Origin of the sequence: Solwaraspora sp. WMMD791, assembly GCF_029581195.1 — a bacterium.
In the GTDB taxonomy this organism is placed as follows: Bacteria; Actinomycetota; Actinomycetes; order Mycobacteriales; family Micromonosporaceae; genus Micromonospora_E.
The window spans coordinates 2,173,847-2,197,858 of the sequence record NZ_CP120737.1; the positions used below are offsets into that span (position 1 = coordinate 2,173,847).

The following is a 24,012-nucleotide window of genomic DNA, read 5'->3' on the forward strand; positions in this document are numbered from 1 at the left end:
GCGGGTCATCGGGACACCGCCTCGTAGACGAAGTCGAGCAGTGCCTCGTCGCCGTCGCGACGGCCGTACGCGGCCGCCGCCGCACCCATCGCCGCCAGCCGCTGCGGATCCCGGGCCAGCGGCACCACGACCTGCTCGATCCAGGCCGGGGTCAGCTCCGCGTCGTCGACCAGCAGCCCACCGCCCGCCTCGACCACCGGCAGGGCGTTGCGCTTCTGCTCCTGGTTGCTGTGCGGGTACGGCACGTAGACGGCCGGCAGCCCGATCGCGGCCACCTCCGCGCAGGTCATCGCCCCGCCCCGGCACACCATGAGGTCGGCGGCGGCGTACCCCAGCTCCATCTCCGACAGGTACGGCAACGTCACGTACGGCGCCGGAAGATCGCTGGGTACGGAGATCGGCTCGTTGCGCGCACCGATCGCGTGCAGCACCTGCACACCCGCGCGGGCCAGCTCCTTGGCGGCGCCGGAGACGGCCAGGTTGATCGACCGGGCCCCCTGTGAGCCGCCGGAGACGAAGATGGTCGGCAGGTCGGGGTGCAGCCCGAAGTGGGCCCGGGCTGCGCCCCGGGCGGCGGCCCGGTCGAGTCCGGCGATGCCCCGGCGCAGCGGCACACCGACGACCCGCGCGTGCCGCAGCGACTCGGCCTGCACCGGCTGGTGCGGGAAACCGACCGCGACGTGCTTGGTGAACCGCATCCCCATCCGGTTCGCCACCCCCGGTGGCACGTTCACCTCGTGCACCACGATCGGCAGCTCACGCCGCCAGGCCGCCAGGTACGCGGGCACCGAGACGTAGCCGCCGAACCCGACGACGACGTCGGCCTGCACCTCGTCGATCACCTTGCCGGCGGCGCGGGCGGCCTTGAACATCCGGTCCGGAGTACGCACGAGGTTCATGTTGACCGACCGGGGCAGCTGATGTGCGGGGATCAGCCGCAGATCGTAGCCGTGCGGCGGAATCAGTTCGTTCTCCAGCCCCTTGGGGGTACCGAGGCAGGTGATCCGGACGCTCGGATCGTGCCGGCGAAGGCAGTCGGCGAAAGCGAGCAACGGGTAGATGTGCCCGCCGGTACCTCCACCCGCCAGTACCACCGATCGCAGCGGACCCATCAGCATCTCCTCTCGCTCGCTCCGGTGGACGCGGCGGCCGGCGTGTCGCCGACGGCGAGCGCGACACCACCGACGGTACGTGCGGACCGCCGGGCCCGGGCACGCCTTCGCGGGGGTACGTTAACGTCCGTCCCGGCGCTTCGGCGCACGGGGCGTCGCCGACCCGCCGGAGCTGCCGAAACGCGCCTGACGGTCGGCCGGCCCTGACTGACGGGACTGACGGGACTGACGGGGCGCGGGCTCACGGGGCTGACGGGGCGCGGCACCGGGCTGGCGTGGCTGACCCGACTTGCCGCCCTCGCGTGGCGCGACGCCGGTCATCCGGGGCTTCGCCGGGTGTCGCCGACGCGGCACCGGCGGCAACGGAGCCCAGAGCAGGCGGACCCAGCGGGCCGGCGGACGGGCGTTGAGCGCCCGCGCGGCGTCCGGCTCCGCCCGGGCGAACGACGCCAGCATGCCGATCGCGGCCAGGGTCACCACCAGCGCACTGCCGCCCGCCGAGATGAACGGCAGGGGGATGCCGGTGATCGGCAGCAGGCCGACCACCCCGCCGATGTTGATCACCGCCTGGCTGATCAGCCAGCTGGCCGCAGCGGCCGCGGCGAGCCGGCGGAACGCGTCGTCGACCCGCCGGGCGATGCGCAACGCGGTGTACGCCAGGACCGCGAACAGGGCCAGCACCACGACGCAGCCGACCACACCGAGCTCCTCGGCGACGATGGCGAAGATGAAGTCGTCCTCGGCCTGTGGCAGGTAGCCCCACTTCAACCGGCTGGACCCGAGCCCCTCGCCGAACCAGCCGCCGTTGGCGATGGCGTACCGGGCCTGTAGCGCCTGGTAGCAGTCGTCGACGCACTGGTCCGGCGGGGTGAAGAACGACGTGAGCCGGGCGAGTCGGTAGTTGTCCGCGTCCTGGGCGCCGGAGCCGGCGCCCTGCCAGGCGGCAGCGATCAGCAGGCCGATGCCGGCCAGGCCGACCGCGCCGAGCGTGGCGAAGATCCGCAACGGGACGCCGGCGGCCCAGAGCAGCCCGACGACCAGCGCCAGGATGCAGAGCATGGTGCCCAGGTCGTTGTAGCCGACCAGCAGGAACAGCAGTCCGACGGCGGGAAACAGCGGGATCGCCAGTTGCCGCCACTGGCCCAGGTCGGCTCCCTTGCGGGCGATCACGTCGGCGCCCCACAGCACCAGCCCCAGCTTGGCCAGCTCGGAAGGCTGCAGCTGGAACGAGCCGAAGTAGAGCCAGAGCAGATGGGCGCGGACCGGGCCGATCTGGGCCTGTGGCCAGCCGGCGAGCGAGGCGAGCAGCAGCATCCCGTTGAGCACCAGCAGCAACGCGACGGAGGTGCCGAGGATGACGATGCCCAGTGCCCGGAACGTGCGTCCGGGCAGCCGCTGGCACAGCCAGAACGCGACCAGGCCGATCACCGCGAAGGTCGCCTGGCGGCTCAGGACGCTGAACGCGCTGCCGTCGTCGATGTAGGCCTTGATGCTGGTCGCCGAGAAGACCATGGTCAGGCCGATCATCAGCAGCAGGCCGCTGCTGAAGATCAGCAGATAGTACGAGGCGAGCGGTCGGGCCAGCATCCCGCGCAGAGCGGCCAGCCCACCGCCGAGGTCCCATCCGCCGCCACCGGTCTGCGGCGGCACGGGCTGACCGGACGCCGCCGGGTGCTGGCCGGTCGCGGACCGGACCGACGAGGTCTGGCCCGGACCGGTCGCCGTGGTGCGGGTCGACGAGCCCGGGCCCGGACCGGTCGGCGCGGTCGTGGCGGCAGGCTGGTCCGGATCGCCGCTCATCCGGACCGTCCCTTCGTCCCGCGCATCGGTCCATCATCGGCGGTGCCGCCGGGGTCGGCACGGCACCACGGCCAGCCCCGGCGTGTCGCGACAGTCAGATCACCCCCGGTCACCGCCGGTCAGCAGCGACCGGCATCCGCCGGGTCGGTCCGGTCCGGTCAGCCCATCACGGCGAGGAACTCGCTGTAGAACAGGCCCAGCCCGATCGCCACACCGATTCCGGCGATGATCCAGAACCGGACGACGATGTTGACCTCGCTCCACCCGGCGAGTTCGAAGTGGTGCTGCAGCGGCGACATGCGGAACACCCGCTTGCCGGTGGTCCGGAACGAGATGATCTGGATCACCACCGACATCGTGATGATCACGAACAACCCGCCGATGATCAGCAGCAGCAGCATGGTCCGGGTGGCCATCGCCATCCCGGCGATCAGCCCACCCAGGCCGAGCGCCCCGGTGTCACCCATGAAGATGCGCGCCGGTGAGGTGTTCCACCACAGGAAGCCGACACAGGCACCGGCGGCGGCCCCCGCGATCAGCGCGATCTCCAGTGGGTCCCGCACCTGGTAGCAGTACTCGGCCGTGTAGTTGGGGTCGGCGCACCAGTGTCGGTACTGCCAGAACGCGATCAGCGCGTACGCCCCGAGGACCATCACCGACGCGCCGGTGGCCAACCCGTCGAGCCCGTCGGTCAGGTTCACCCCATTGGTCGTCGCCATCACCACGAAGATGAAGATGACCACCGACACGGCCTTGCCGACGTCGAGCGCGTCGATGTCCCGGATGAACGAGATGGTGGTGCTGCCGACCGTCTCGGTGTTGGTCGCGTCGCCGGTGGCGTCCACCATCGTGCTCGGGAAGTAGAGCGCGATGATGCCGAAGACCGCGCCGACCAGGATCTGGCCGAGCAGCTTGCCGCGCTTGTTCAACCCGGCGCTGTTGCGCTTGCGGACCTTGAGGAAGTCGTCGATGAAACCGACCGCGCCGGAGAAGACCAGCAGGCCGAGCAGGACCAACGCGGTGATGGTCGGCCCGATCTGGGCAATCTGCTGCTCCGGAAGGGTGGTCAGGGCCAGGTGCCCGGCGACGTAGGCGATCACCGTGGCGACGATGAAGACCACGCCGCCCATCGTCGGTGTGCCCTTCTTGCCCTGGTGCATGGCGGGGCCCTCGGCCCGGATCGGTTGGCCGGCCTTGAGCCGGGTGAACACCTTGATGGCCACCGGCGTACCGAACAGTGACACCAGGAACGCCACGGCCGCCGCGACGATGACAGCCCTCACGCCGTCGCCTCCCGGGCACCGGCGCGCAGCGCGTCGGCGACGTCCCAGGTGCGGTAGCGCGAGCCTTTCACCAGAACCACGTCGCCGCCGGTCAGTTCCTGCCCGAGCAGGTCGATCGCTGCCTGTTGATCGGTGACCAGCACCGACTCCCCTTCCCACGTCTGCACCGTCGCCGCTCCCTGTCGGATCGGCGCGGCCTGCTCACCCACCACCACCAGCCGGTGCACGCCGAGCTCGGCGGCGAGCCGCCCGACCTCAGCGTGACCGGACTGCTCGTACTCGCCCAACTCGGCGAGGTAGCCGAGGACCGCGAAGGTCCGCCGCCCCTGGCCGAGGTCTGCCAACGCGCGCAACGCCGCCGCGGTGGAAGCCGGATTGGCATTGTAGGAATCGTCGATCACGGTGACGCCGTCCGGTCGGTCGAACACGTCCATCCGGCGGGTCGACACCAGCCGCAGCCCACCGATCGCGGCGGCGAGCTCCGCCGGCCCGGTCATCCCGAGCTCGATCGCGACGGCCGCCGCCAACAGGCTGTTGCCGACCTGGTGACGGCCGCTGACGGCGAGCCGCACCGGCGCCGTACCGCCCGGGGTGACCAGCTGGTACGCGGCCCGGCCCCGGTCGTCGACGGTGACCTGCTCGGCGCGGACCGTCGCCGTGGCGCTCTCGCCGGCCAGCACCACCCGGGCACCAGTGCGACCGGCCATGGCCGCCACCCGGGGATCGTCGGCGTTGAGCACCGCCACCCCCTCCGCCGGCAGCGCCTCGACCAGCTCACCCTTTGCCGTGGCGATCGCGTCGACGGAGCCGAACTCGCCGATGTGCGCGACCCCGACGTTGATCACGACCCCGATCCGGGGTCGGGCGATCTCACAGAGGTGGCGGATGTGCCCGACGCCGCGCGCACCCATCTCCAGCACCAGGAAGCGGGTCTCGGGATCGGCCCGCAACACCGTGTACGGGTGCCCGAGTTCGTTGTTGAACGACCCGGCGGGCGCCACCGTCGGCCCCAGCGCGGTGGCGAGCTGGGCGATCAGATCCTTGGTGGTGGTCTTGCCGGAGGACCCGGTGATGCCGATCACGGTCAGCTGCGGCAGCCGGTCCAGCACGGCCCGGGCCAGCGCCGCCATGGCGACGAGCGGATCGTCGACCAGCACCATCGGCACCGGCCGAGTCGCCCCGGAGCCACTGGTCGACACCGCGCCGTCGGCGTCGGCGTCGGCGTCGGCGTCGGCGTGAGCATCGACCGGGCGGGTGCCGAGCACCGCGACCGCGCCGGCCGCGATCGCGGTCGCCGCGAAGTCGTGGCCGTCGACCCGCTCTCCGGCGAAGGCGACGAACAACCCGCCGGGACCGATCTTGCGGGAGTCGAACTCCACCCCACCGGTGACCCGGACCGCCGGGTCGGCCGCGTGCAACCGCCCACCGACCGCGGCGGCCACCTCGGCCAGCGTCATCGGGATCACGACTGACCCACCAGCGCACCGAAGCGGGCGGTCAGCGCCGCCGCCAGCTCCACCCGGTCGTCGAACGGCAGGATCTGGCCGTCGATCTCCTGGCCCTGCTCGTGCCCCTTGCCCAGCAGGGCTATCACGTCGGCCGGGGCGGCCAGCCGGACCGCCTCGTCGATCGCGGCCCGCCGGCCGGCGACCTCCACCACCTCGGCACCGCCGGCCTCGTCCGCCCCCCGGCGCAGCTGCGCCCGGACGACCGCCGGGTCCTCGGTCCGGGGATTGTCGTCGGTGACGATCACCAGGTCGGCACCGCGCGCGGCGGCCTGCCCCATCGTCGGGCGCTTGCCCCGGTCCCGGTCGCCACCGGCGCCGATGACGCAGATCAACCGGCCACGCCGGGACCGGCTCAGCCCGCGCAGCGCGGCCAGCACTGCCACGATCGCGTCCGGTTTGTGGGCGTAGTCCACCACACCGAGCACGGGTCCGGGCGCGTCGACCTGCTCCAGACGACCGGGTACGCCGGGGCAGGCGGCCACCCCGGCGGCGGCGGTCACCGGGTCGACGCCCAGTGCGACCAGGGTGGCGATGGCCAGCAGGGCGTTCGCCACGTTGTGCCGCCCGGGCAGGCCCACTCCGGCCTCGATCGACACCCCGTGCGGACCGAGGGCTATGAAGTGCTGCCGGTAGCCGTCGTCGCTGATCGCGGCGGCCCGCCAGGTCGCGGCGGCGTCCCCGGCGGCCGAGTAGGTGACCGTGTGCGGGCGGCGCAGCGGCGTCAACGCCGGGTCGTCGTGGTTGAGCACCTCGATCGCGCAGCGGCCGTCGAAGAGTCGGGCCTTCGCCGCGAAGTAGTCGGCGGCGTCGGCGTGAAAGTCCAGGTGGTCGGAGCCGAAGTTGGTGTAGCCGCCGACGGCGAACCGCACCCCGCCGACCCGGTCCAGCGCCAGCGCGTGGCTGGACACCTCCATCACCACGCTGGCTACGCCCCGTTCGGCGGCCACCGCCAGCATCGCGTGCAGATCGGTCGCCTCCGGTGTGGTCCGGGCGCTGGCGACCACCAGGTCGCCGAGCCGGGTCTCCACGGTGCCGATCAGGCCGGTGCGCTGGCCGGCGGCCCGCAGCCCCGCCTCCACCAGGTAGGCGGTACTGGTCTTGCCGGCGGTCCCGGTCAACCCGATCATCGCCAGCCGCTGGCTTGGCGCGCCGTAGACCGTCGCCGCGACCGGCCCCAGGACGGCCCGGGGGTCGGCCACCACCAGGGCGGGCACGGTGGCGGCGGCAGCCGCCGCGGCGCCTGCCGGGTCGGTGAGCACGGCGAGGGCCCCGCGTGCGACGGCGTCGGCGACGAACTCGGCGCCGTGCCGCCGGGCTCCCGGCAGCGCCGCGTACAGGTCACCGGGGCGGACCTCGCCGCTGGCGTGGGTGATTCCGCTGATCAGTGGGTTGTCGCCGACCGGTGGCGGCACTGCCACCGAGGCGGCGAGTTCCGCGAGCGGAACCGGACGATTGGTGCGGGGTCGTGGATTGCCGGGCACGGCGCTAGACCCTACCCGGTCCACGGGCGCAGACCGTGCAGCGGCGTACCGGTCGCACCGCATCGCGCAGCGTTTCGCCCGTACGGATGAGTCCCGGTGCAGGTCGTCACGGGTGCACCACGAACTCCGGTGGCGCCGTACCGCTGGGCGGCACCCGGTAGTGCAGCAAGGTGAAGCGCATCATGTCGCGAAACGCCGGCGCCGGGATCTCCCCACCGCCGCCACCGGGTACGTGTGCCACCACGGCGATGACGTACCGGGGGTCGTCGGCCGGGGCCATGCCGATGAACGAGGCCACCTCGCCCGGCTGTACCCGGCCCTCGGCGATCAGCCGACCGGTACCGGTCTTGCCGGCCACCCGGTAGCCGGGGATCGCCGCGGCGGTGCCGGTGGCGCCGGGGATGGTGGTGACGCCCTCCATGATCGTGCGGAGCGCGGCGGCGTTGTCCGCGCTGAGCACCCGTCGGGTGGTCGGCGGCGTGGTCGGCGTGCGCTCGCCGTCGTCGTCGACGATCTCCCGGACGATCCGCGGCTGGACGTAGACGCCGTCGTTGGCGATGGTGGCGTACGCCGCGGCCATCTGCAGCGGCGTGGCGTCCACCGAGTGCCCGAGCGGCACCGACCCGTACGACGAGGCGCTCCACTCGTCGATCGGCAGCACCCGGCCCCCCGCCTCGCCCGGCAACCCGACGCCGGTCGGGCTGCCCAGCCCGAACGCCTGCTGGTAGGCGTACAGCCGCTCCGGACCGAGCAGGTCGGCGATCTTGATCGTTCCGACGTTCGACGAGTAGGCCAGCATCCCGGCCAGGCTGGTCGGCACGCCGGCCTCGATCGGTCGGGTGTCCCGGAAGGTGGTGTCGCCCTTGCGGATCGTCGGTCCCAGGTCGAGCGTGGTCTCCGGCTCGATCAGACCCTCCTCCAGGGCCGCGCCGAAGACCAGCGCCTTGTGCACCGAACCCGGCTCGACGGTGAAGGTGGTCGCGATGTCCTGCCGGTCGGCCGGGTCGCTGGACCAGGCGTCGGCCGCGTTGTACGTGGGGTGGCTGGCCTGGGCCAGCACCTCACCGGTGTGCGCGTCGAGCACTACGGCGGCCCCCACCCCGTCGGCGTACGCCGACATCGCGGAGCTGAGCAGGCGCTGCACCTCGAACTGCAGGTCCCGGTCGATGGTGAGCACCAGGGAACTGCCCGGCTGCGGCTCGGTCTCCTGCCGGTAGCCGCCCGGGATCTCGGCCAGCCGCAGTTCCCGGTTGCCCTGCTCGGCGACGCGCTGGCCGTTCACACCGCGCAGCACCTCGTCGTAGCGCGCCTCCAGGCCCTCCAGTCCGTTCATGTCCGTGCCGACGAAGCCGATCAGGTTGGCGGCCAGGTCGTTGCCCGGCACCTCGCGCCGCTCGTCGTAGTCGACACCGATGCCGTCCAGTTCCAGTGCCAGCACGGCCTCGGCCACCTCGACGTCGACGCCCCGGGCGAGGAACTCGAACCGCGACTCCTGCCCGTCCGGGCGGGTCTGCGGCACCAGCCGCTCCAGCAGCGTCGACCGGGGGATCCCGAGCAACGGGGAGAGCGCCTCGGCGGCCGCCTGCGGATCCTCGACCAGGCCCGGATCGGAGTAGACGAACCGGGCGGCGACGCTGTGCACGAGGACTGCGCCGGTGCGGTCGTAGATGCTGCCGCGTGGCGCCGGCACCACCACCGGGGCGCCGATGCGGTCCCGTACGCCGCCGTCGGCGTAGGCCGGCGCGTCGACGACCTGGAGCACGACCAGCCGGATCCCGATCACCGCGAACATGGTGAGAGTCAGGAAGGTGCCCAGCCGCAGCCGCCGACGCGGGTCGGCGAGCCGGGGCAGGCTCCGGCGACGACGAGCGGGGCCGTCCCGGCGGGCAGCGCCGGCACGGGAGGCGGTCGCGCCGGCACCGGAGGCGGTCGCGGTGGCGCGCCGCTGGGCACCGGGCCGGGGCGCGGTGCCGCCGGACCGCCGGGCAGCATCCGCGCCGGTACGCCGACCGGCGGTCGACGCCTCCCGGCGACCGACCGGCTCGGCGCCAGGCGAGGTGCCGCCGGCGGCACCCGACCGGTTCGCGCCGCCGGTGGTGGTCCTGCCGCCGGTGGTGGTCCGGCCGCCGTCGAGCACCTGAAGCGCCGGCCGGAACGGGTCGCGGCTGCGATCGGCGGCCCGCGCGGTACGTCGCTGTTCGGCCGACTCCCGCACCGTCCGACCACGGGGGGTGTAGGCACGGGCGTCGGCGATCCCACCGAGGGCGGTGCCGTCCCGTGCGGTGGCCTCCCGGCCGGTGCCGCCGGTCCGGCCGGTGCCGCGCCGGGCACCACCGGCGGCGGCGCCGGTTCCCGGCGTAGCGGAACCGCCGCGCCGGGAACCCTGCGGTTCCCGGCGCGGCGGATCGGCACGGTCAGCCACGCTGGCCTACTCCCCTGCCCCCTGCGGGCTGGTGATGGCCGGCTCACCGGTGGCCGGCTGCGGTACGCCGATCACCCGCCCGTCCGGCAGTCGGATGAACGCCGGCGGACCGGACTCGACCAGGCCGAGCTTGCGGGCCTGGGCAGCCAGGTTGTTCGGTGCCTCGTACTGCGCGATTTCCTTCTTCAGCTGCTGCTCCTGCACGTCCAGGCTGGACTGCTGCTGCTGCAGCGTGCCGATCCGGATCGCGTTCTCGTTGATCTTCGTGTTCACCAGCAGCACGCCGAGCACCCCACCGACGACGACCACCAGGATCATCGCGATGAACGGTGCCCGTGGCACCGCGACCGGCGCCGGCGGTGCCACCCGCAGCTGTGGCGGCCCGGCCGGTGCCGCGGTGTCCCTGACCCGGACCTGGTCCGCCGTCATGGGCTGCTCCTGCAGCGCCGCGCTGCCCTGGGTCGCGTAGCCACCCGTCGAGGTGGTACGCCGCGCCGCGGTCCGGCCCCCCGACCGCGGTGCGCCTGCCCGGGCGCTGCGCTGACCGACCTGCCCCGAACGGTCGCGCTTGTCTACGTTCATCTCCCCTCCCCCTGTTCGTTCGCGTCGCGACCCCCATCGCGACGTCGCCGCCGGCCGGTTGCTCCGTCCGGTGTGGTCCGCCCGGACGCCGCCGCGCCGGGCCGGTGGTGCACGGGTGCCGGACGGGGCCGTTCGCGGGCGGCCCCGTCCTTGTCCCGGGTGGCGGTGCCCACTTTGGTCACCGCCGTCTGTCCGATGCGCTCCGCCGCTCGTAGCCGTACCGACGCCGCGCGTGGGTTGGCCGCGATCTCCGCCTCGCTGGCCAGCTCGGCGCCCCGGGTCAGCAACCGGAACGTCGGGCCGGTGCCGGGCAGTTCGACCGGCAGGTCCAGCGGTGCGCTGCTGCGTACCCTGCCCGCCAGCGACTGCTTGGTGATCCGGTCCTCCAACGACTGGTAGGACATGACCACCAGGCGGCCGCCGACGTGCAGCGCGTCCAGCGCGGCCGGCAGTGCTCCGCGGAGCGCTGCCAGCTCCTCGTTTACCTCGATTCGCAGTGCCTGAAACGTTCTCTTCGCGGGGTTTCCCCCAGTTCTTCGGGTAGCGGCCGGAATGGCGGTCTCCACCAGCTCCGCCAGCCGCGCCGACGAGGTGATCCGCCGCCGCGTCCGTTCCCGCACGATCGCCGACACGATCCGGCTGGCGAACCGCTCCTCGCCGTACTCACGCAGCACCCGTACCAGGTCTCCGGGGGGATAGTCGTTGACGATCTCCTCGGCGGTCCGGCCACGGCTCTGGTCCATCCGCATGTCCAGCGCCACGTCCCGGGCGTATGAGAAGCCCCGGTCGGCGGCGTCCAGCTGCAGCGACGACACCCCGAGATCGAACAGCACGCTGTCCACGCCGGACAGTTCGAGCTCGTCGAGCACCGTGGGCAGCTCGTCGTAGACCGCGTGGACCAGGTGGACCCGGTCGGCGTACGCACCGAGCCGGGCCCGGGCGTGTGCCAGCGCCTCCCGATCCCGGTCGAGCCCGACCAGGGTCACCGAGGGAAAGGCCGCCAGGACCGCCTCGGCGTGCCCGCCGAGCCCGAGGGTGGCGTCGACGTGCACGGCTGCCCGGTCACCGCGACCGAGCGCGGGAGCGAGCAGCTCGAGACACCGCTCGAGCAGCACCGGTACGTGCGTACCGCGAAGCTCCCCCATGTCGACCCCCAGTGACCCTGCCTGCCGTGTGTTCGCGCCCGGTTGTCCGTGTCGCCGCTCGTCGTACCGCCAGATCCCCATCCGCTCTACTCCCGCCCACCGGCGAACCGTTGCTGGAAACACGCGCCTGGCGCCGGGGAAGTGGCGCCAGGTGCGGGAGCGGCTGGAGATCTCGCAGTACGTCGGACGGCCGGTGCCGACTGGTGGCTCTCGCGTCAGCCACTGCCGCCGGCCGCCGCCGGCGTGTCGACCATCCGTTGCCCTACAGCCCGCCGGGCAGCACCCCCTCCTCGATGTCCGCGAAGTCGTCCTCGCTCTCGGAGAGGTACTGCTCCCAGGCCTGCCGATCCCAGACCTCGACGCGGCTGCTGGCCCCGATCACCACGAGGTCACGGTCGAGGCCGGCGTACTCGCGCAGATGCGCCGGGATGGTCACCCGGCCCTGCTTGTCCGGCACCTCGTCGTGCGCGCTGGCGAAGAAGACCCGGCTGTACGCCCGAGCCGCCTTGTGCGTCATCGGCTGGGTGCGCAACTGGTCGGCGATCCGCTGGAACTCCGGCATCGGGAACACGTACAGACAGCGTTCCTGCCCCTTGGTGATCACGACACCTCCCGCCAGCTCGTCCCGGAACTTGGCTGGAAGGATCAACCGGCCCTTGTCGTCCAGGCGCGGAGTATGGGTGCCGAGAAACACGGCCCAACCCCCCTTGCCCTTGTACGGCATTCGCGGTGCCGCATCCCCCGGGGCCGGCGGGCCCTCCCGGCCCCGCCATTGCGCCCCACTCTACTCCACTTCCCTCCACCTGCAACCAGAATCGCGGCCGGAACACGCCCAATTGCTCGGCAAAACCGCACGTCAATCGGGGTGGTGCCAGGTGGAGGGCGCGGCGGCACGACGCCGGTCCACTTTCCGACAGGCACTCGACAGGGCCCGGCGAATTCCCGCTCGGTACGGCGTTGCCGAACGATTCCCGCGCCGGACGGCCATTTCCGCCCACCCGCGCACCCGTTCCGCCCACCCGCGCACCCGCCGGGCGGCGGTGGTGGAGGAAAGTGGAGGGCCGCACGGGAGGGTCGGGCACCGGGTCGGTGTGTCGACACACGGTCCACCGCACAGGCCACCCGGCACCCGCAGGGGCCAACCGCCTGCGTGCGTCGATCGCCGCCGGGTGGGGTCCGGTAACCTCGCTCGCGTGACGGACGCGAAGATGCCTCTGCGGGCGAAGGTGGCAAGCTCGGTGTCGCGCACCGCCGCGGCGTTGTCGCGGGCCGCTGGACGCGGCGACGGTTCGGTGATCGGCGGCTGGCTCGGACTCAAGATCGACCCGGAACTACTGGCCCACCTGGCCGCTGGTCGGGCGATCGCGCTGGTGTCCGGCACCAACGGCAAGACGACCACCACCCGGCTGGCGGCCGCGGCGGTCGGCGTCCTCGGCCGGGTCGCCACCAACTCGTTCGGTGCCAACATGCCCACCGGCCACACCTCCGCGCTGGCCAAGGCCGGCGCGACGCCGTACGCCGTGCTCGAGGTCGACGAGCACTACCTGGCCCAGGTACTGGACGCCACCAACCCCCGGGTGATCGCCCTGCTCAACCTCTCCCGCGACCAGCTCGACCGGGCCAAGGAGGTGGCGATGATGGCCCAGCTGTGGCGGGTGGCGCTGGCCGAGCACCAGCATGTCAAGGTCATCGCCAACGCCGACGACCCGATGGTGGTGTGGGCCGCCACCACCGCTGGTGCCGTCTCCTGGTTCAGCGCCGGCCAACGCTGGCACGACGACTCCTGGGTCTGCCCGGAGTGCGGTTCGGCGATCCAACGCGCCGAGAACCAGTGGTGGTGCAACGGCTGCCCGCTGCGGCGCCCGGATCCCGAGTGGGTGGTCGACGAGGACGGCGTCATCGACCCGACCGGCGCCTGGCACAAGGTGGTGCTGCAACTGCCCGGACAGGTCAACATCGGCAACGCGGCCACCGCGTTGGCGGTGGCCGCGGAGTTCGGCGTACGGCCGGTGGACGCGGTGACCCGGCTGGCCACGGTGACCTCGGTCGCCGGCCGGTACGCCCAAGTGGTCCGCAACGGACGCAACATCCGGCTGCTGCTGGCCAAGAACCCGGCCAGTTGGCTGGAGGCGTTCGACATGGCCGAGCAGGCACCGACCCTGTTGTCGATCAACGCCCGGGATCCCGACGGGCTCGACACCTCCTGGTTGTTCGACGTCGACTTCTCGCCGCTGCGGGGCCGGCAGGTGCTCATCACCGGCGACCGGGCGTTCGACCTGGCCGTCCGGCTGGAGATCAACGACGTACCGTTCCTGCACGTGGCGACCCTGAACGCGGCGATCGCCTCGGTCCCGCCGGGGCGGCTGGAGGTCATCGCCAACTACACCGCATTCCAGGACATCCGAGCGGAGCTGGACCGTGTCAACTGAGTCCTTCCCGGCCATCGGCCCGTCGATCGGCGGGCCCAGCGTGCTGCGACTGGTCTGGATCTACCCGGACCTGCTGTCCACCTACGGCGACCGGGGCAACCTGCTGATCCTGGCCAAACGGGCACAGCAGCGCGGGATCCCGGTCGAGCTGACCGAGATCCGCTCCGACCAGGCGGTACCGCAGGCCGCCGACATCTACCTGCTGGGCGGTGGCGAGGACGGCCCGCAGGCCCTCGCCGCGCAGCGGCTGCGCGCCGACGGCGGGCTGCACCGGGCGGTCAGCCAGGGTTCGGTGATCTTCGCGGTCTGCGCCGGCTATCAACTGCTGGGGACCTCGTTCTTCGCCAAGGGCACCCGGTGCACCGGACTGGAGCTGCTCGACCTGCACTCCGACCGGGGACCCAGCCGGGCGGTCGGCGAACTCGCCGGCGACATCGACCCCCGGCTCGGTCTGCCGCCGCTGAGCGGCTTCGAGAACCACGGTGGCCGCACCCACCTGGGCACCGGCGTATCGCCGCTGGCCCGGGTCACCGCCGGCGTGGGCAACGACGGCGCCAGCGAAGGGGCCTGGCGCGGCAACATCCTGGGCACGTACGCGCACGGCCCGGCGCTGGCCCGCAACCCCGCGCTGGCGGACCTGCTGCTGCGCTGGGCGATCGGTGCCGCCAGCCTGCCGCCGCTCAACGACATGTGGGCCGACCGGCTGCGGGCCGAACGGATGGCCGCGATCCGGACTTGACAATCCTCCCCGCCCTGAAGGACGGGGAGGCCCTGGGTCGCACCAAGGGGTTCCTGCTTCACCGACGACCGCCCCGTCCGAGAGGAGGACTCCCGGTGAGGTCTTACACCGCCTCCACAGGCAGTCACGGAGAGCCCCTCCGCGAGGATGTTGCGGGCCGCGTTGACGTCCCGGTCGTGGGTCCGCCCGCACCGGCAGGTCCACGACCGGACCGCCAACGGCATCCGCTCGGCCAGTGCGCCGCAGGCGGAGCACAGCCGGGTCGACGGGAACCAGCGGTCCACGACCACCAGATCCCGGCCGTACCAGTCGGCCTTGTAGGCCAGCATGGTGCGGAACTGCCGCCAGGCCGCGTCCGAGGCGGCGCGGGCCAGACTGTGGTTGGCGACCATGTTGCGGACGGTCAGGTCCTCGATCACGATCGTTTGGGTTCCACGAACGAGCCGAGTGGTCAGTTTGTGCAGGTGGTCACGGCGACGGTCGGCGATCCGGGCATGGACGCGGGCCACCGCCAGCCGGGCTTTGGCCCGGTTCGCCGAGCCTTGGGCCTTCCGCGCGAGGTTCCGCTGGGCGCGGGTCAGCCGATGCCGGTCGCGGCGTTCGTGCCCCGGGTTGGGGATCTTCTCCCCGCCCGAGAGGGTGAACAGGCTGTCGAGACCGGCGTCGACCCCCACCGAGCCCGAGCAGGCCGGGGCCGGCTCGATCCGGTCGTCGCAGAGCAGGGAGACGAACCAGCGGCCCGCCAGGTCCTGCGACACCGTCACCGTCGACAGCGATACACCCTCCGGCAGGGGCCGCGACCAGACGCTGTCCAACGGTTCGGACATCTTCGCCAGGGTGAGCCGGCCGTCGCGCCACCGGAACGCGCTGGCCGTGTACTCCGCCGACCGCCGCGACCTCTGCCGCAGCGCCTGTTGCAACGGCACCGACGACACCTCGGCGAGGAACGCGAACTCGTCGGTCTTCTTCCACGACGTGAGCATCGCCGAGGTGGCGTTGTAGGTGACCCGTTCCCGCCGCAGGATCCACGCCTGCGTGCGGGCGGCCAGGGCCATGTCGTAGACCAGCCGCACACAGCCGAACGTCCGGGCAAGCTCGGCGGCCTGCCGGGGAGTGGGGTGGAAGCGGTACCTGAACGCCCGCTTCACGGTCCTGGACACAGTCCACAATCTAACGATCCGACAGGCGAGCCTTGGGGCGGCGTGTGGATGGACGCCGATCCGCCCCGGCGGCAGACCGGCGTTCCCCGTCCCGCTCCGCAGGAGTTCCGTTTCCTGCCCGGCCTGAAGACCGGAGTATCCACGGAAGGAATCCGATGAGGCGGCTGCGGCAGGCGCTACGCGAACCGGCGGTCGCCCGGTTCGCGGCCCTGCTCGCGCTGATCGCCGGCTGCGGTCTGCTGGTGCTGCTGATCCCCCGGCCCGACCTGGCGGCCCTGTCCGGCCTGCCGGACCGGCTCGGCATGGCGGCACCGGTGCTGGCCGTGGTGGGCGGCGCCCTGCTGCTGACCGTACTGGTGCCCCGGACCTTCATCACGCTGACCTGGGGCGCGCTGTTCGGCCCGGTCGCCGGAGCCGGTTACAGCCTGGCTGCGGCGACGCTGGCGGCGCTGATCGGCTTCGGCGTCGGCCGGTGGCTCGGCCGCGAGTACGTCGCCAGCCGTACTTCGGCGGCACCGGCGGGCGGCCTGGCCGGCCGGACCGGTCGGGTCCGGCTGCGGCTGGCCCAGTTGGACCGGTGGTTCACCACCCAGAGCGTGCTGGGGGTGGTGACGGTCCGGCTGCTGCCGGTCAGCGGCTTCGGGATGGTCAGCCTCGGCTACGGCACCACCGGAGTCCGGCTGACCCCGTTCCTGATCGGCAGCGTGCTCGCCTCGACGCCGACCGCCGTCGGCTACGCGGTGCTCGGTGCGGCCGTGGTCGCCCCCGGTGAGGTCAACTGGCTGGCCGCCGCGCCCGCCGGGCTGGGTGCGGCGGCCACCGTCGCGCTGCTGCTGCGGTGGCGCCGCGCGGTTCGCGCCAGTGCGGCCGCCGCCCGGGTGCCCGACCGCGACGTCACCGCGTCGGCGTAGCCGGGCCGGACCGGGTCGACGCAGCCACGGCCGCCGCGACGTCGAGCGGGTCGGCGGGATCGCGACCGAGCAGCCGGCCGAGATCGTCGCCGGTGGCGTCGAGCAGCCCGTGCCGTACCGCGCTCGCGATCGACACCAGCATCGGCGGTTGGAACGGCAGCAACCCCGCCGTGTCCGCCAGCCGGGCGCGGTACTCCCCCAGGTCGATGGTGCGGTGTCCGACGCCGAGTCGGGCAGCGACCTCACCGGCGGTCACCGGCCGGCCGACCAGGTCGTAGCAGCGGCCGGCATGCTCAGGTGCGGCGACGGCGACCAGCGCGGCGGCCTCGGCCAGGTCGGCCCGGACGACCGCGGCCAGGGCCCCGGCGCCGAAGGCGGACTCCAGCCCCTGCGGGCCCCAGGTGAGCAGCGCCCCGAACAGTTCGGCGTACAGCCCGTTGCGCAGCACCGTCCAGCCCAGGCCACTGGCGGTCAGCAGCTGTTCGGTGACCCGGTGGGCCAGCGCGAAGCCGAGATGATCGCCCGCCGTGGTCAGGCTGGTGTACACCACCTGGTCGACCCCGTCGCGGACGGCGGCGTCGATGACCGCCCGGTGGCGGGCGATGACCTGGTCGTCCTCGGCGTAGCCGGCGGAGACCAGCACCAGCGTCCGGACGCCACGCAGATCGAGGTCGGCCGGCCGGTCGAAATCCAGGTGCCGCAGACCCGGGCGCGGTGACCGGCTGGCACCGGTGACCGGCACCCCGCTACGGCCCAGCCGGTCGACGATGTCCGCACCGAGGTGTCCGGTGGCACCCGTGACAAGGATCATTGATGAGGTCCTCCTACTCGCCGTTGCGTTCCTGCGGCGATCGTCCCCATCCCTGTCGGCACGGACAAGAAGGCACTCTCATGTCACCCACGCACACCGTGGTAACCACCTCGGCCGCACAGCTGGAGCCGTGTGGGCGCGCCGAGCATCCCGACTGCGGCATCCGCGACGTGCTGGACCGGCTCGGTGACCGATGGTCGGTCCTGGTCGTGGTCGAGTTGGCGGCCGGGCCACGGCGCTTCCGCCAGCTGCAACGGTCGATCGACGGCATCTCGCAGCGCATGCTCACGCTCACCGTCCGTCGGCTGGAGCGTGACGGGCTGGTCACCCGTACGGTCTATCCGACCGTCCCCGCCCAGGTCGACTACCGGCTGACCGACGTCGGCGCCAGCCTGACCCACCTGGTCAAGGCGCTGGCCGACTGGTCACTCGCGCACCGACCGGTGATCGCCGCCGCCCGACAGCGCTACGACGACCGCGCCGGCGGGCACCGGGTCGGCTGAACCGTGCCGGCCCGCAGCTGACGCTGCGGGCCGGCACGCCGGTGGCAGGAGCACTGGCGTCAGGGCACCACGCTGACCATCCGGCCCGGGACCACGATCACCTTGCGCGGCGTACGGCCGCCCAGGTGCTCGGCGACGGCGGCCAGCGCGGCGGCCCGTACCTCCTCCTCGCCGGCTTCGGCCGGCACCTCCACACGCCCCCGGACCTTGCCCGCCACCTGCACCGGGTAGGTCACCGAAGCGGCCCGCAGCAGCGCCGGGTCGGCCACCGGGAAATCGGCGTACGCCAGGGAGCCGGTGTGGCCCAGCCGCTGCCACAGCTCCTCCGCCACGTGCGGGGCGAACGGCGCGAGCATCAGGACCAGCGGCTCGGCCACCTCCCGGGGCGTCGCGGGCAGCCGGGTCAGCGCGTTGGTCAGCTCGATCAGCTTCGCGATCGCCGTGTTGAACCGCAGCCCGTCCATGTCGGCGCGGACACCGTCGACGACCCGGTGCGTCAGCCGACGCAGCTCGTCGTCGGCGGGCGCGTCGGTCACCCGGGACGCGCCGGAGTGCTCGTCGACCAGGGCCCGCCACACCCGCTGCAGGAACCGGTACGAGCCGACGACCGCCCGGGTCTCCCACGGGCGGGAGACCTCCAGCGGGCCCATCGACATCTCGTACACCCGGAAGGTGTCGGCACCGTATGCCTCGCACATCTCGTCCGGGGTGACCACGTTGCGCAGGCTCTTGCCCATCTTGCCGTACTCACGGTTGACGGCGACGTCGCCGTGGAACCAGCCGCCGTCGCGTTCGGTCACCTCGGCCGCGTCGACGTAGGCGCCCCGCGCGTCGGTGTACGCGTACGCCTGGATGTAGCCCTGGTTGAACAGCCGGCGGAACGGTTCGACGCTGGAGACGTGCCCCAGGTCGAACAGCACCTTGTGCCAGAACCGGGCGTACAGCAGGTGCAGCACGGCATGTTCGACACCGCCGACGTACAGGTCGACGCCGCCGCAGTCGGCCGCCGACGCCGGCCCCATCCAGTACCGCTCGTTGGCCGGGTCGACGAACGCGTCGCTGTTGGTCGGGTCGGCGTAGCGCAGCTCGTACCAGCAGGAGCCGGCCCACTGCGGCATCGTGTTGGTCTCCCGACGGTAGCGACGCCGGCCGGCGGGTGCCCCCGGCACACCGGTCAGGTCCAGCTCCACCTCGACCCAGTCGGTGGCCCGCGACAGCGGCGTCTCCGGGTCGGACCCGGCGTCGTCGGGGTCGAAGGTACGCGGCGAGAAGTCGTCGACCTCGGGCAGCTCCAGCGGCAGCAGCTCGTCCGGCAGGGCGATCGGCAGACCGGTTTCGTCGTAGACGATCGGGAACGGCTCGCCCCAGTAGCGTTGCCGGCTGAACAGCCAGTCCCGCAGCCGGTAGGTGACCGCGCCCCGGCCGTGGCCGCCCGCCTCCAGCCAGGCGATGATCCGTTCCTTGGCCTCGGTCACTCCCAGGCCGTTCAGGAAGTCGCTGTTCATCGCGGGGCCGTCACCGGTGTACGCCTTGCCGGTGAAGCCTTCCGGCGGCGTCACGGTTCGCACGATCGGCAGGTCGAACACCTCGGCGAAGTCCCAGTCCCGCTCGTCCTGCGCGGGCACCGCCATGATCGCCCCGGTGCCGTAGCCGGCCAGCACGTAGTCGGCGATGAAGATCGGCAGTCGGGCGCCGTTGACCGGGTTGGTGGCATAGGCGCCGACAAAGACCCCGGACTTGTCCCGGCTCTCGGCGTGCCGCTCGGCGTCGGTGCGGCCGGCGGCCTGCTTGCGGTACGCCTCGACCGCCTCGGCCGGGGTGGCGTGCCCACCGGTCCACGCCGGGCGGGTGCCCTCCGGCCAGGCCGCCGGCACCAGCGCGTCGACCAGGGCGTGCTCGGGGGCCAGCACCATGTAGGTGGCGCCGAAGACGGTGTCCGGGCGGGTGGTGAAGACCTCGATCGGCGCGGCGTCGGTCGGGAAGGTGATGTGCGCACCGGTGGACCGGCCGATCCAGTTGCGCTGCATCAGCTTGATCGGCTCCGGCCAGTCCAGCAGGTCCAGGTCGTCGAGCAGCCGGTCGGCGTACGCGGTGATCCGCATCATCCATTGACGCAGGTTGCGCTTGAAGACCGGGAAGTTGCCACGCTCGGAGCGGCCGTCGGCGGTGATCTCCTCGTTGGCCAGTACGGTGCCCAGGCCCGGACACCAGTTGACCGGCGCCTCGGAGATGTACGCCAGCCGGTGTGCGTCGACCGCCTCGCGACGCTCCCGGTCGGTCAGCTCCGACCAGGCACGCCCGTCGGGGGTCGCCCGCTGCCCGGACTCGTACGCGGCGATCAGCTCGCTGACCGGGCGGGCCCGGCCGGCGTCGGCGTCGTACCAGGAGTTGAAGACCTGCAGGAAGATCCACTGGGTCCAGCGGTAGAACTCGACGTCGGTGGTGGCCACCGACCGACGGTCGTCGTGGGCCAGCCCCAACATGCGCAGCTGGGCCCGGTACCGCTCGATGTTGGCCTCGGTGGTGGTGCGGGGGTGCTGACCGGTCTGCACCGCGTACTGCTCGGCGGGCAGCCCGAACGCGTCGAAGCCCATCGCGTGCAGTACGTTGCGCCCGGCCATCCGCTGGTAGCGGCCGTAGCAGTCGGTGCCGATGAAGCCCAGCGGGTGACCGACGTGCAGCCCGGCCCCGGAGGGGTACGGGAACATGTCCAGCAGGAAGAGCTTGTCGGCGCCGGCGCGCGGGTGCTCCGGGTCGGCCAGCGGGCCGGTCGGGTTGGGCGCGTGGAACGTACCGTCCTGTTCCCAGCGCTGCTGCCACCGCCGTTCGATCTCGCCCGCCATCGCGGCGGTGTACCGGTACGGGGGGATGTCCGCTCCGGTCTCGGCTGCCTCGCTCATCGTCGGTCGCCACCTCAGGTATCGGTCGTGGGCTGTCATTTGTCGGTCCGGGGGCCGGGCGTCGGTCCGGGGCCGGGGGTACCCGGGCATGAAAAAACCCCTCACGCAGGAGGGGTCGCCGTGCTGTCGCCACCGACGGGGCCGTAGTGGGTCAGGCCTCCGGGTGGGTCAGCACGGCCGGAGAAGGAGCAGGAAGGCACCGGCCATACCGGTAGTCTACCGGTACCCGCAACTCACATCGACGGGCCTCCGGCGCGGCCGGGGCCCACTGCGGGCTCAGTCCCGGCGCAGCCGGGGCTCACTGCGGGCTCAGTCCCGGCGCAGCCGGGGCCCACTGCGGGCTCAGTCCCGGCGCGGCCGGGGCTCACTGCGGGCTCAGTCCCGGTCCCGGCCGGGCTCCATGGCGGTGTCGCCCAGATCCGTTCCGGTCCGCGCCGCAGGCTCGGCGAGGTCGTCGAACCGGCTCTGCGCCGACATCGGCGTGCCGGACCGGTAGGCGGCCCGGGCGAGTGCGTACCCGCCGACCGGGGCGGTGAGCAGCTGCAGAAGGATGGCCAGGGCCACCACGACGGCGGTACGCGGGCTCGGCAGCAGGGTCAGCACGCCGAGCAGGACCAGGGTCAGCCCCAGGCTGGCCGCCTTGGCGACGGCGTTCATCCGGTTGTAGATGTCCGGTAACCGCAGCAACCCGATCGCGGTGATCCCGATCAGCAGGGTGCCGGCGCCCAGCAGCACCGTGGCCAGGACCGTCGAGACGTTCACCGGCTCCTCCGTTCCACCAGGCGGGCGAGCGCGACGGTCGCCAGGAACCCGACCAGGGTCGCGGTCAGCACGAGGTCCAGCAGGGCAGGGATCCGCAGCCGGGCGGCCAGGACCGCGACGGCGGCGATGAAGACGAAGAAGCCGAAGTCGAGCGCGGCGGCCCGGTCGGCGTCGGTCGGTCCGACGACGAGCCGGACGATCGCGGCCAGCATGGCCGCCGCGAGTACGCCGAGGACGAGATCGAGTCCGGTCACGACGGGTTCACCTCCGGTCGTCCCTGATCGCCGGCGTCACCAGACCGGTCCGGCCGGTCCGAGACGCCGGCGTCACCAGACCTGTCGCCAGCGTCCTGGACCGGCCGGACCGCCGGCAGCATGCGGTCCTGCAGCCGGGCTAGCTCGGCGCGGAAGGTCTGCGGGTCCTCGGCGTGCATGCCGTGGACGAACAGCGTCGGCGGGTCCTGGCGGATCGCCACGGTCAGTGTTCCCGGGGTGAGCCCCACCGCCAGCGCCATCAGCACGACCTCGGTCGGGGTCCGGGTCCGCAGCCGGATCTCGACGATCCCCGGCGACAGGCCGCTGCCCGGCGTGACGATCTCCCGGGCGACGACGAGGTTGGCGACCACCAGCCGTACGGCGAAGTAGCCGATGAACCGCGACACCCGGACGGTCCGCAGCGCGAACCGGCCCGGCGGACTCGCCCACCAGCCGGTGCCGCCGCGCCCGCTCATCGCCCGGTCACCGCCTCGACGTACGCCTGTGGGTCGATCAGGCCGGCGGCGGCCTCGGCGGCCAGGTCGAGCAAGGGTGCGGCGGCCGGACCGAGCAGCAGGGTGGCGACCGCCAGCGCCAGCGCCGGCACGGTCATGGCCGGTCCGATCCGCGCCGGCGGCCGGACCCCGACCTGCTCCCCGACGTCGACCGGGGCACGGACACCGACCGGGGCGCCCGGCTCGGGCCGCGCTGCGGAGCCGGCGGAGTTGGGTGCCCGGGTGACGCCGGCCGGGCCGGCCGGACCGGACGGCGGTTCACCCCAGAAGACCAGGTCCCAGATTTTGATCATCGAGATGAGGGTTCCCAGGCTGACCACCACCGCGACGGTGAAGATCAGGTAGTCGCCGTCGGCCGCGGCCGCCCGCAGCAGGAGGAACTTGGCCAGGAAACCGGAGAACGGCGGCATACCGGCCAGCGACAGGGCCGCACCGATGTAGGCGAGCGCGAGGAGCCGGTGCACCGCCGCGAGACCGCCGAGCCGGTCCAACCGGTCGGTGCCGTAACCCACCGTCACCGCGCCGGCGGACAGAAACAGGGCCGCCTTGACCAGGATGTACTGGACCAGGAAGAAGATCGCGGCGGTCAGCGCCGCCGGGCTGAACAACGCCAACCCGATGAGCAGGTAGCCGATCTGACTGACCATGTGGAAGGCCAGCACCGTACGCATGGTGTGCTCACCGAGCGCCCCCAGCACGCCGATCACCATCGTCACCACGGCGGCGATCCCGATGAGCCACTGGTACTGCACGGCACCGTCGTAGACCACCGCGACGATCCGCAGGATCGCGTAGACGCCGACCTTGGTCAGGATCCCGGAGAAGAGCACGGTGACCGTCGGTGGCGCGTACGGGTAGCTGCGCGGCAGCCAGCCGTGCAGCGGCACCACCGCGGCCTTGACCGCCAGGGCCAGCAGCACGACCGCCCCGGCGACGACCAGCTCACCGGACCCGGTGGCGCCCGCACCGGCCAGTTCACCGAGGTCGACGGTGCCGGCCACGGCGTAGACCAGCCCCACCCCGGCCAAGAAGATCGTCGACGCCAGCAGATTGACCGTGACGTAGACCCGACCGGCGGTGATCCGCTCCCGCCCACCGCCGGTGGTCAGCAGCACGTACGAGGGCACCAGCATGACCTCGACCATGACGAAGAGGTTGAACAGGTCGGCGGTGAGAAACGCCCCGTACGCGCCGGCGCTGGTGATGAGCACCAGTGGTACGAAGAAGGGTCGCCGGTCGTCACCGGAGCCGGCGGCGAACACGCCGCACGCCAGTTGCACCACCGCCACCGTGACGATCAGCAGGGCGCTGAGGGTGTCCGCCGCGAGGCTGATCGCGATGCCGGCCGGCCAGCCGCCGATCCGTTCGGCGATGACGTCACCGTCGCGGGTGCTGGCGAGCAGGACGGCACCGTCGACCACCACGGCCGCCGAGGTCGCCAGCCACCCGGCCCGGTGCAGCGCCGCACGCCCGGGCAGCGCCGTCAGCAGCCCGGCGACCACCAACGGCAGCACGATCGGAAGTACCAGCGCCGTGCCGGTCATCGGCCCTCCCGCTGGTGCCGCGTCCCGCCGGGGTCGGCCACCCCGTCGTCGCGGACAGTTCCGCCGCCCCGGGCAAGTTCGTCGGTGACCGCACGTGGTTCGGTCAGCACCGGCTCGGCCGGCGCACCGGCCGTTGGACCAGCGGCACGCC

19 protein-coding genes and 1 pseudogene are annotated in these 24,012 nt (G+C 72.7%); 5 read left to right on the forward strand and 15 right to left on the reverse strand.

What is annotated here, in order from left to right; all coding sequences use genetic code 11:
• Positions 1–5: 5 nt before the first annotated feature.
• From murG to mraZ, 9 genes and pseudogenes are all read right to left on the reverse strand, one after another.
• Positions 6–1,112 carry an undecaprenyldiphospho-muramoylpentapeptide beta-N-acetylglucosaminyltransferase gene (murG, locus tag O7623_RS09450; RefSeq protein WP_282228235.1) on the reverse strand — a complete coding sequence of 369 codons (1,107 nt, stop codon included), beginning with the start codon at positions 1,110–1,112 and terminating at the stop codon, positions 6–8.
• A gap of 120 nt (positions 1,113–1,232) precedes the next feature.
• The gene (locus O7623_RS09455) at positions 1,233–2,699 is read right to left on the reverse strand and encodes an FtsW/RodA/SpoVE family cell cycle protein (RefSeq protein ID WP_282229358.1); all 1,467 of its coding nucleotides are present in this window, start codon (positions 2,697–2,699) and stop codon (positions 1,233–1,235) included.
• Positions 2,700–3,070: 371 nt separating this feature from the next.
• Positions 3,071–4,195, reverse strand: coding sequence for a phospho-N-acetylmuramoyl-pentapeptide-transferase (mraY, locus tag O7623_RS09460; RefSeq protein WP_282228236.1), 1,125 nt, complete (start codon positions 4,193–4,195; stop codon positions 3,071–3,073).
• The gene (murF, locus tag O7623_RS09465; RefSeq protein ID WP_282228237.1) at positions 4,192–5,661 is read right to left on the reverse strand and encodes a UDP-N-acetylmuramoyl-tripeptide--D-alanyl-D-alanine ligase; all 1,470 of its coding nucleotides are present in this window, start codon (positions 5,659–5,661) and stop codon (positions 4,192–4,194) included. The genes mraY and murF overlap by 4 nt, the downstream gene beginning before the upstream one ends.
• Entirely contained in the window at positions 5,658–7,247 is a 1,590-nt protein-coding gene (locus O7623_RS09470) for a UDP-N-acetylmuramoyl-L-alanyl-D-glutamate--2,6-diaminopimelate ligase (protein WP_282228238.1), read from the reverse strand. Before O7623_RS09470 ends, murF begins: the two co-directional genes overlap by 4 nt.
• A gap of 43 nt (positions 7,248–7,290) precedes the next feature.
• Positions 7,291–9,606: a penicillin-binding protein 2 gene (locus O7623_RS09475; RefSeq protein WP_282228239.1), complete on the reverse strand. Its 2,316-nt coding sequence runs from the start codon at positions 9,604–9,606 to the stop codon at positions 7,291–7,293.
• A 6-nt stretch (positions 9,607–9,612) separates the two neighbouring features.
• On the reverse strand, positions 9,613–10,188 hold the full coding sequence (locus O7623_RS09480; protein WP_282228240.1) for a hypothetical protein: 576 nt from the start codon (positions 10,186–10,188) through the stop codon (positions 9,613–9,615).
• 194 nt (positions 10,189–10,382) lie between these two features.
• Positions 10,383–11,333: pseudogene (gene rsmH, locus O7623_RS09485) on the reverse strand (16S rRNA (cytosine(1402)-N(4))-methyltransferase RsmH); the annotation flags it as partial.
• Between the two features lie 262 nt (positions 11,334–11,595).
• Positions 11,596–12,027, reverse strand: coding sequence for a division/cell wall cluster transcriptional repressor MraZ (mraZ, locus tag O7623_RS09490; RefSeq protein ID WP_282228241.1), 432 nt, complete (start codon positions 12,025–12,027; stop codon positions 11,596–11,598).
• A gap of 514 nt (positions 12,028–12,541) precedes the next feature.
• Between mraZ and O7623_RS09495 the strand changes: the two genes are divergently transcribed.
• The 4 genes from O7623_RS09495 (at position 12,542) to O7623_RS09510 (ending at position 16,572) form a co-directional block, all read left to right on the forward strand.
• On the forward strand, positions 12,542–13,762 hold the full coding sequence (locus tag O7623_RS09495; protein ID WP_282229359.1) for a MurT ligase domain-containing protein: 1,221 nt from the start codon (positions 12,542–12,544) through the stop codon (positions 13,760–13,762).
• A 25-nt stretch (positions 13,763–13,787) separates the two neighbouring features.
• Positions 13,788–14,501 carry a DJ-1/PfpI family protein gene (locus tag O7623_RS09500; RefSeq protein WP_282229360.1) on the forward strand — a complete coding sequence of 238 codons (714 nt, stop codon included), beginning with the start codon at positions 13,788–13,790 and terminating at the stop codon, positions 14,499–14,501.
• Between the two features lie 639 nt (positions 14,502–15,140).
• Positions 15,141–15,503, forward strand: a complete 363-nt coding sequence (locus O7623_RS09505) for a hypothetical protein (protein ID WP_282228242.1) — start codon at positions 15,141–15,143, stop codon at positions 15,501–15,503.
• Positions 15,504–15,816: 313 nt separating this feature from the next.
• Positions 15,817–16,572: a VTT domain-containing protein gene (locus tag O7623_RS09510; protein ID WP_282228243.1), complete on the forward strand. Its 756-nt coding sequence runs from the start codon at positions 15,817–15,819 to the stop codon at positions 16,570–16,572.
• Here the strand turns inward: O7623_RS09510 and O7623_RS09515 are convergent.
• Positions 16,556–17,383: a hypothetical protein gene (locus O7623_RS09515; RefSeq protein WP_282228244.1), complete on the reverse strand. Its 828-nt coding sequence runs from the start codon at positions 17,381–17,383 to the stop codon at positions 16,556–16,558. The genes O7623_RS09510 and O7623_RS09515 overlap by 17 nt on opposite strands.
• A gap of 80 nt (positions 17,384–17,463) precedes the next feature.
• On the opposite strand from O7623_RS09515, the gene O7623_RS09520 reads away from it, so the two are divergent.
• Complete coding sequence (locus O7623_RS09520; RefSeq protein ID WP_282228245.1) at positions 17,464–17,886, forward strand: helix-turn-helix domain-containing protein; 423 nt, start codon at positions 17,464–17,466, stop codon at positions 17,884–17,886.
• Between the two features lie 59 nt (positions 17,887–17,945).
• Here the strand turns inward: O7623_RS09520 and leuS are convergent, their stop codons facing one another.
• From leuS to O7623_RS09545, 5 genes are all read right to left on the reverse strand, one after another.
• Positions 17,946–20,786, reverse strand: a complete 2,841-nt coding sequence (gene leuS, locus O7623_RS09525) for a leucine--tRNA ligase (RefSeq protein ID WP_282228246.1) — start codon at positions 20,784–20,786, stop codon at positions 17,946–17,948.
• A 375-nt stretch (positions 20,787–21,161) separates the two neighbouring features.
• Positions 21,162–21,548, reverse strand: a complete 387-nt coding sequence (gene mnhG, locus O7623_RS09530) for a monovalent cation/H(+) antiporter subunit G (RefSeq protein ID WP_282228247.1) — start codon at positions 21,546–21,548, stop codon at positions 21,162–21,164.
• Complete coding sequence (locus O7623_RS09535) at positions 21,545–21,802, reverse strand: monovalent cation/H+ antiporter complex subunit F (protein ID WP_282228248.1); 258 nt, start codon at positions 21,800–21,802, stop codon at positions 21,545–21,547. The genes mnhG and O7623_RS09535 overlap by 4 nt, the downstream gene beginning before the upstream one ends.
• Positions 21,799–22,278, reverse strand: a complete 480-nt coding sequence (locus tag O7623_RS09540) for a Na+/H+ antiporter subunit E (RefSeq protein ID WP_282228249.1) — start codon at positions 22,276–22,278, stop codon at positions 21,799–21,801. The genes O7623_RS09535 and O7623_RS09540 overlap by 4 nt, the downstream gene beginning before the upstream one ends.
• Positions 22,275–23,861 carry a monovalent cation/H+ antiporter subunit D family protein gene (locus O7623_RS09545; protein ID WP_282228250.1) on the reverse strand — a complete coding sequence of 529 codons (1,587 nt, stop codon included), beginning with the start codon at positions 23,859–23,861 and terminating at the stop codon, positions 22,275–22,277. The genes O7623_RS09540 and O7623_RS09545 overlap by 4 nt, the downstream gene beginning before the upstream one ends.
• Between the last annotated feature and the right edge of the window lie 151 nt (positions 23,862–24,012).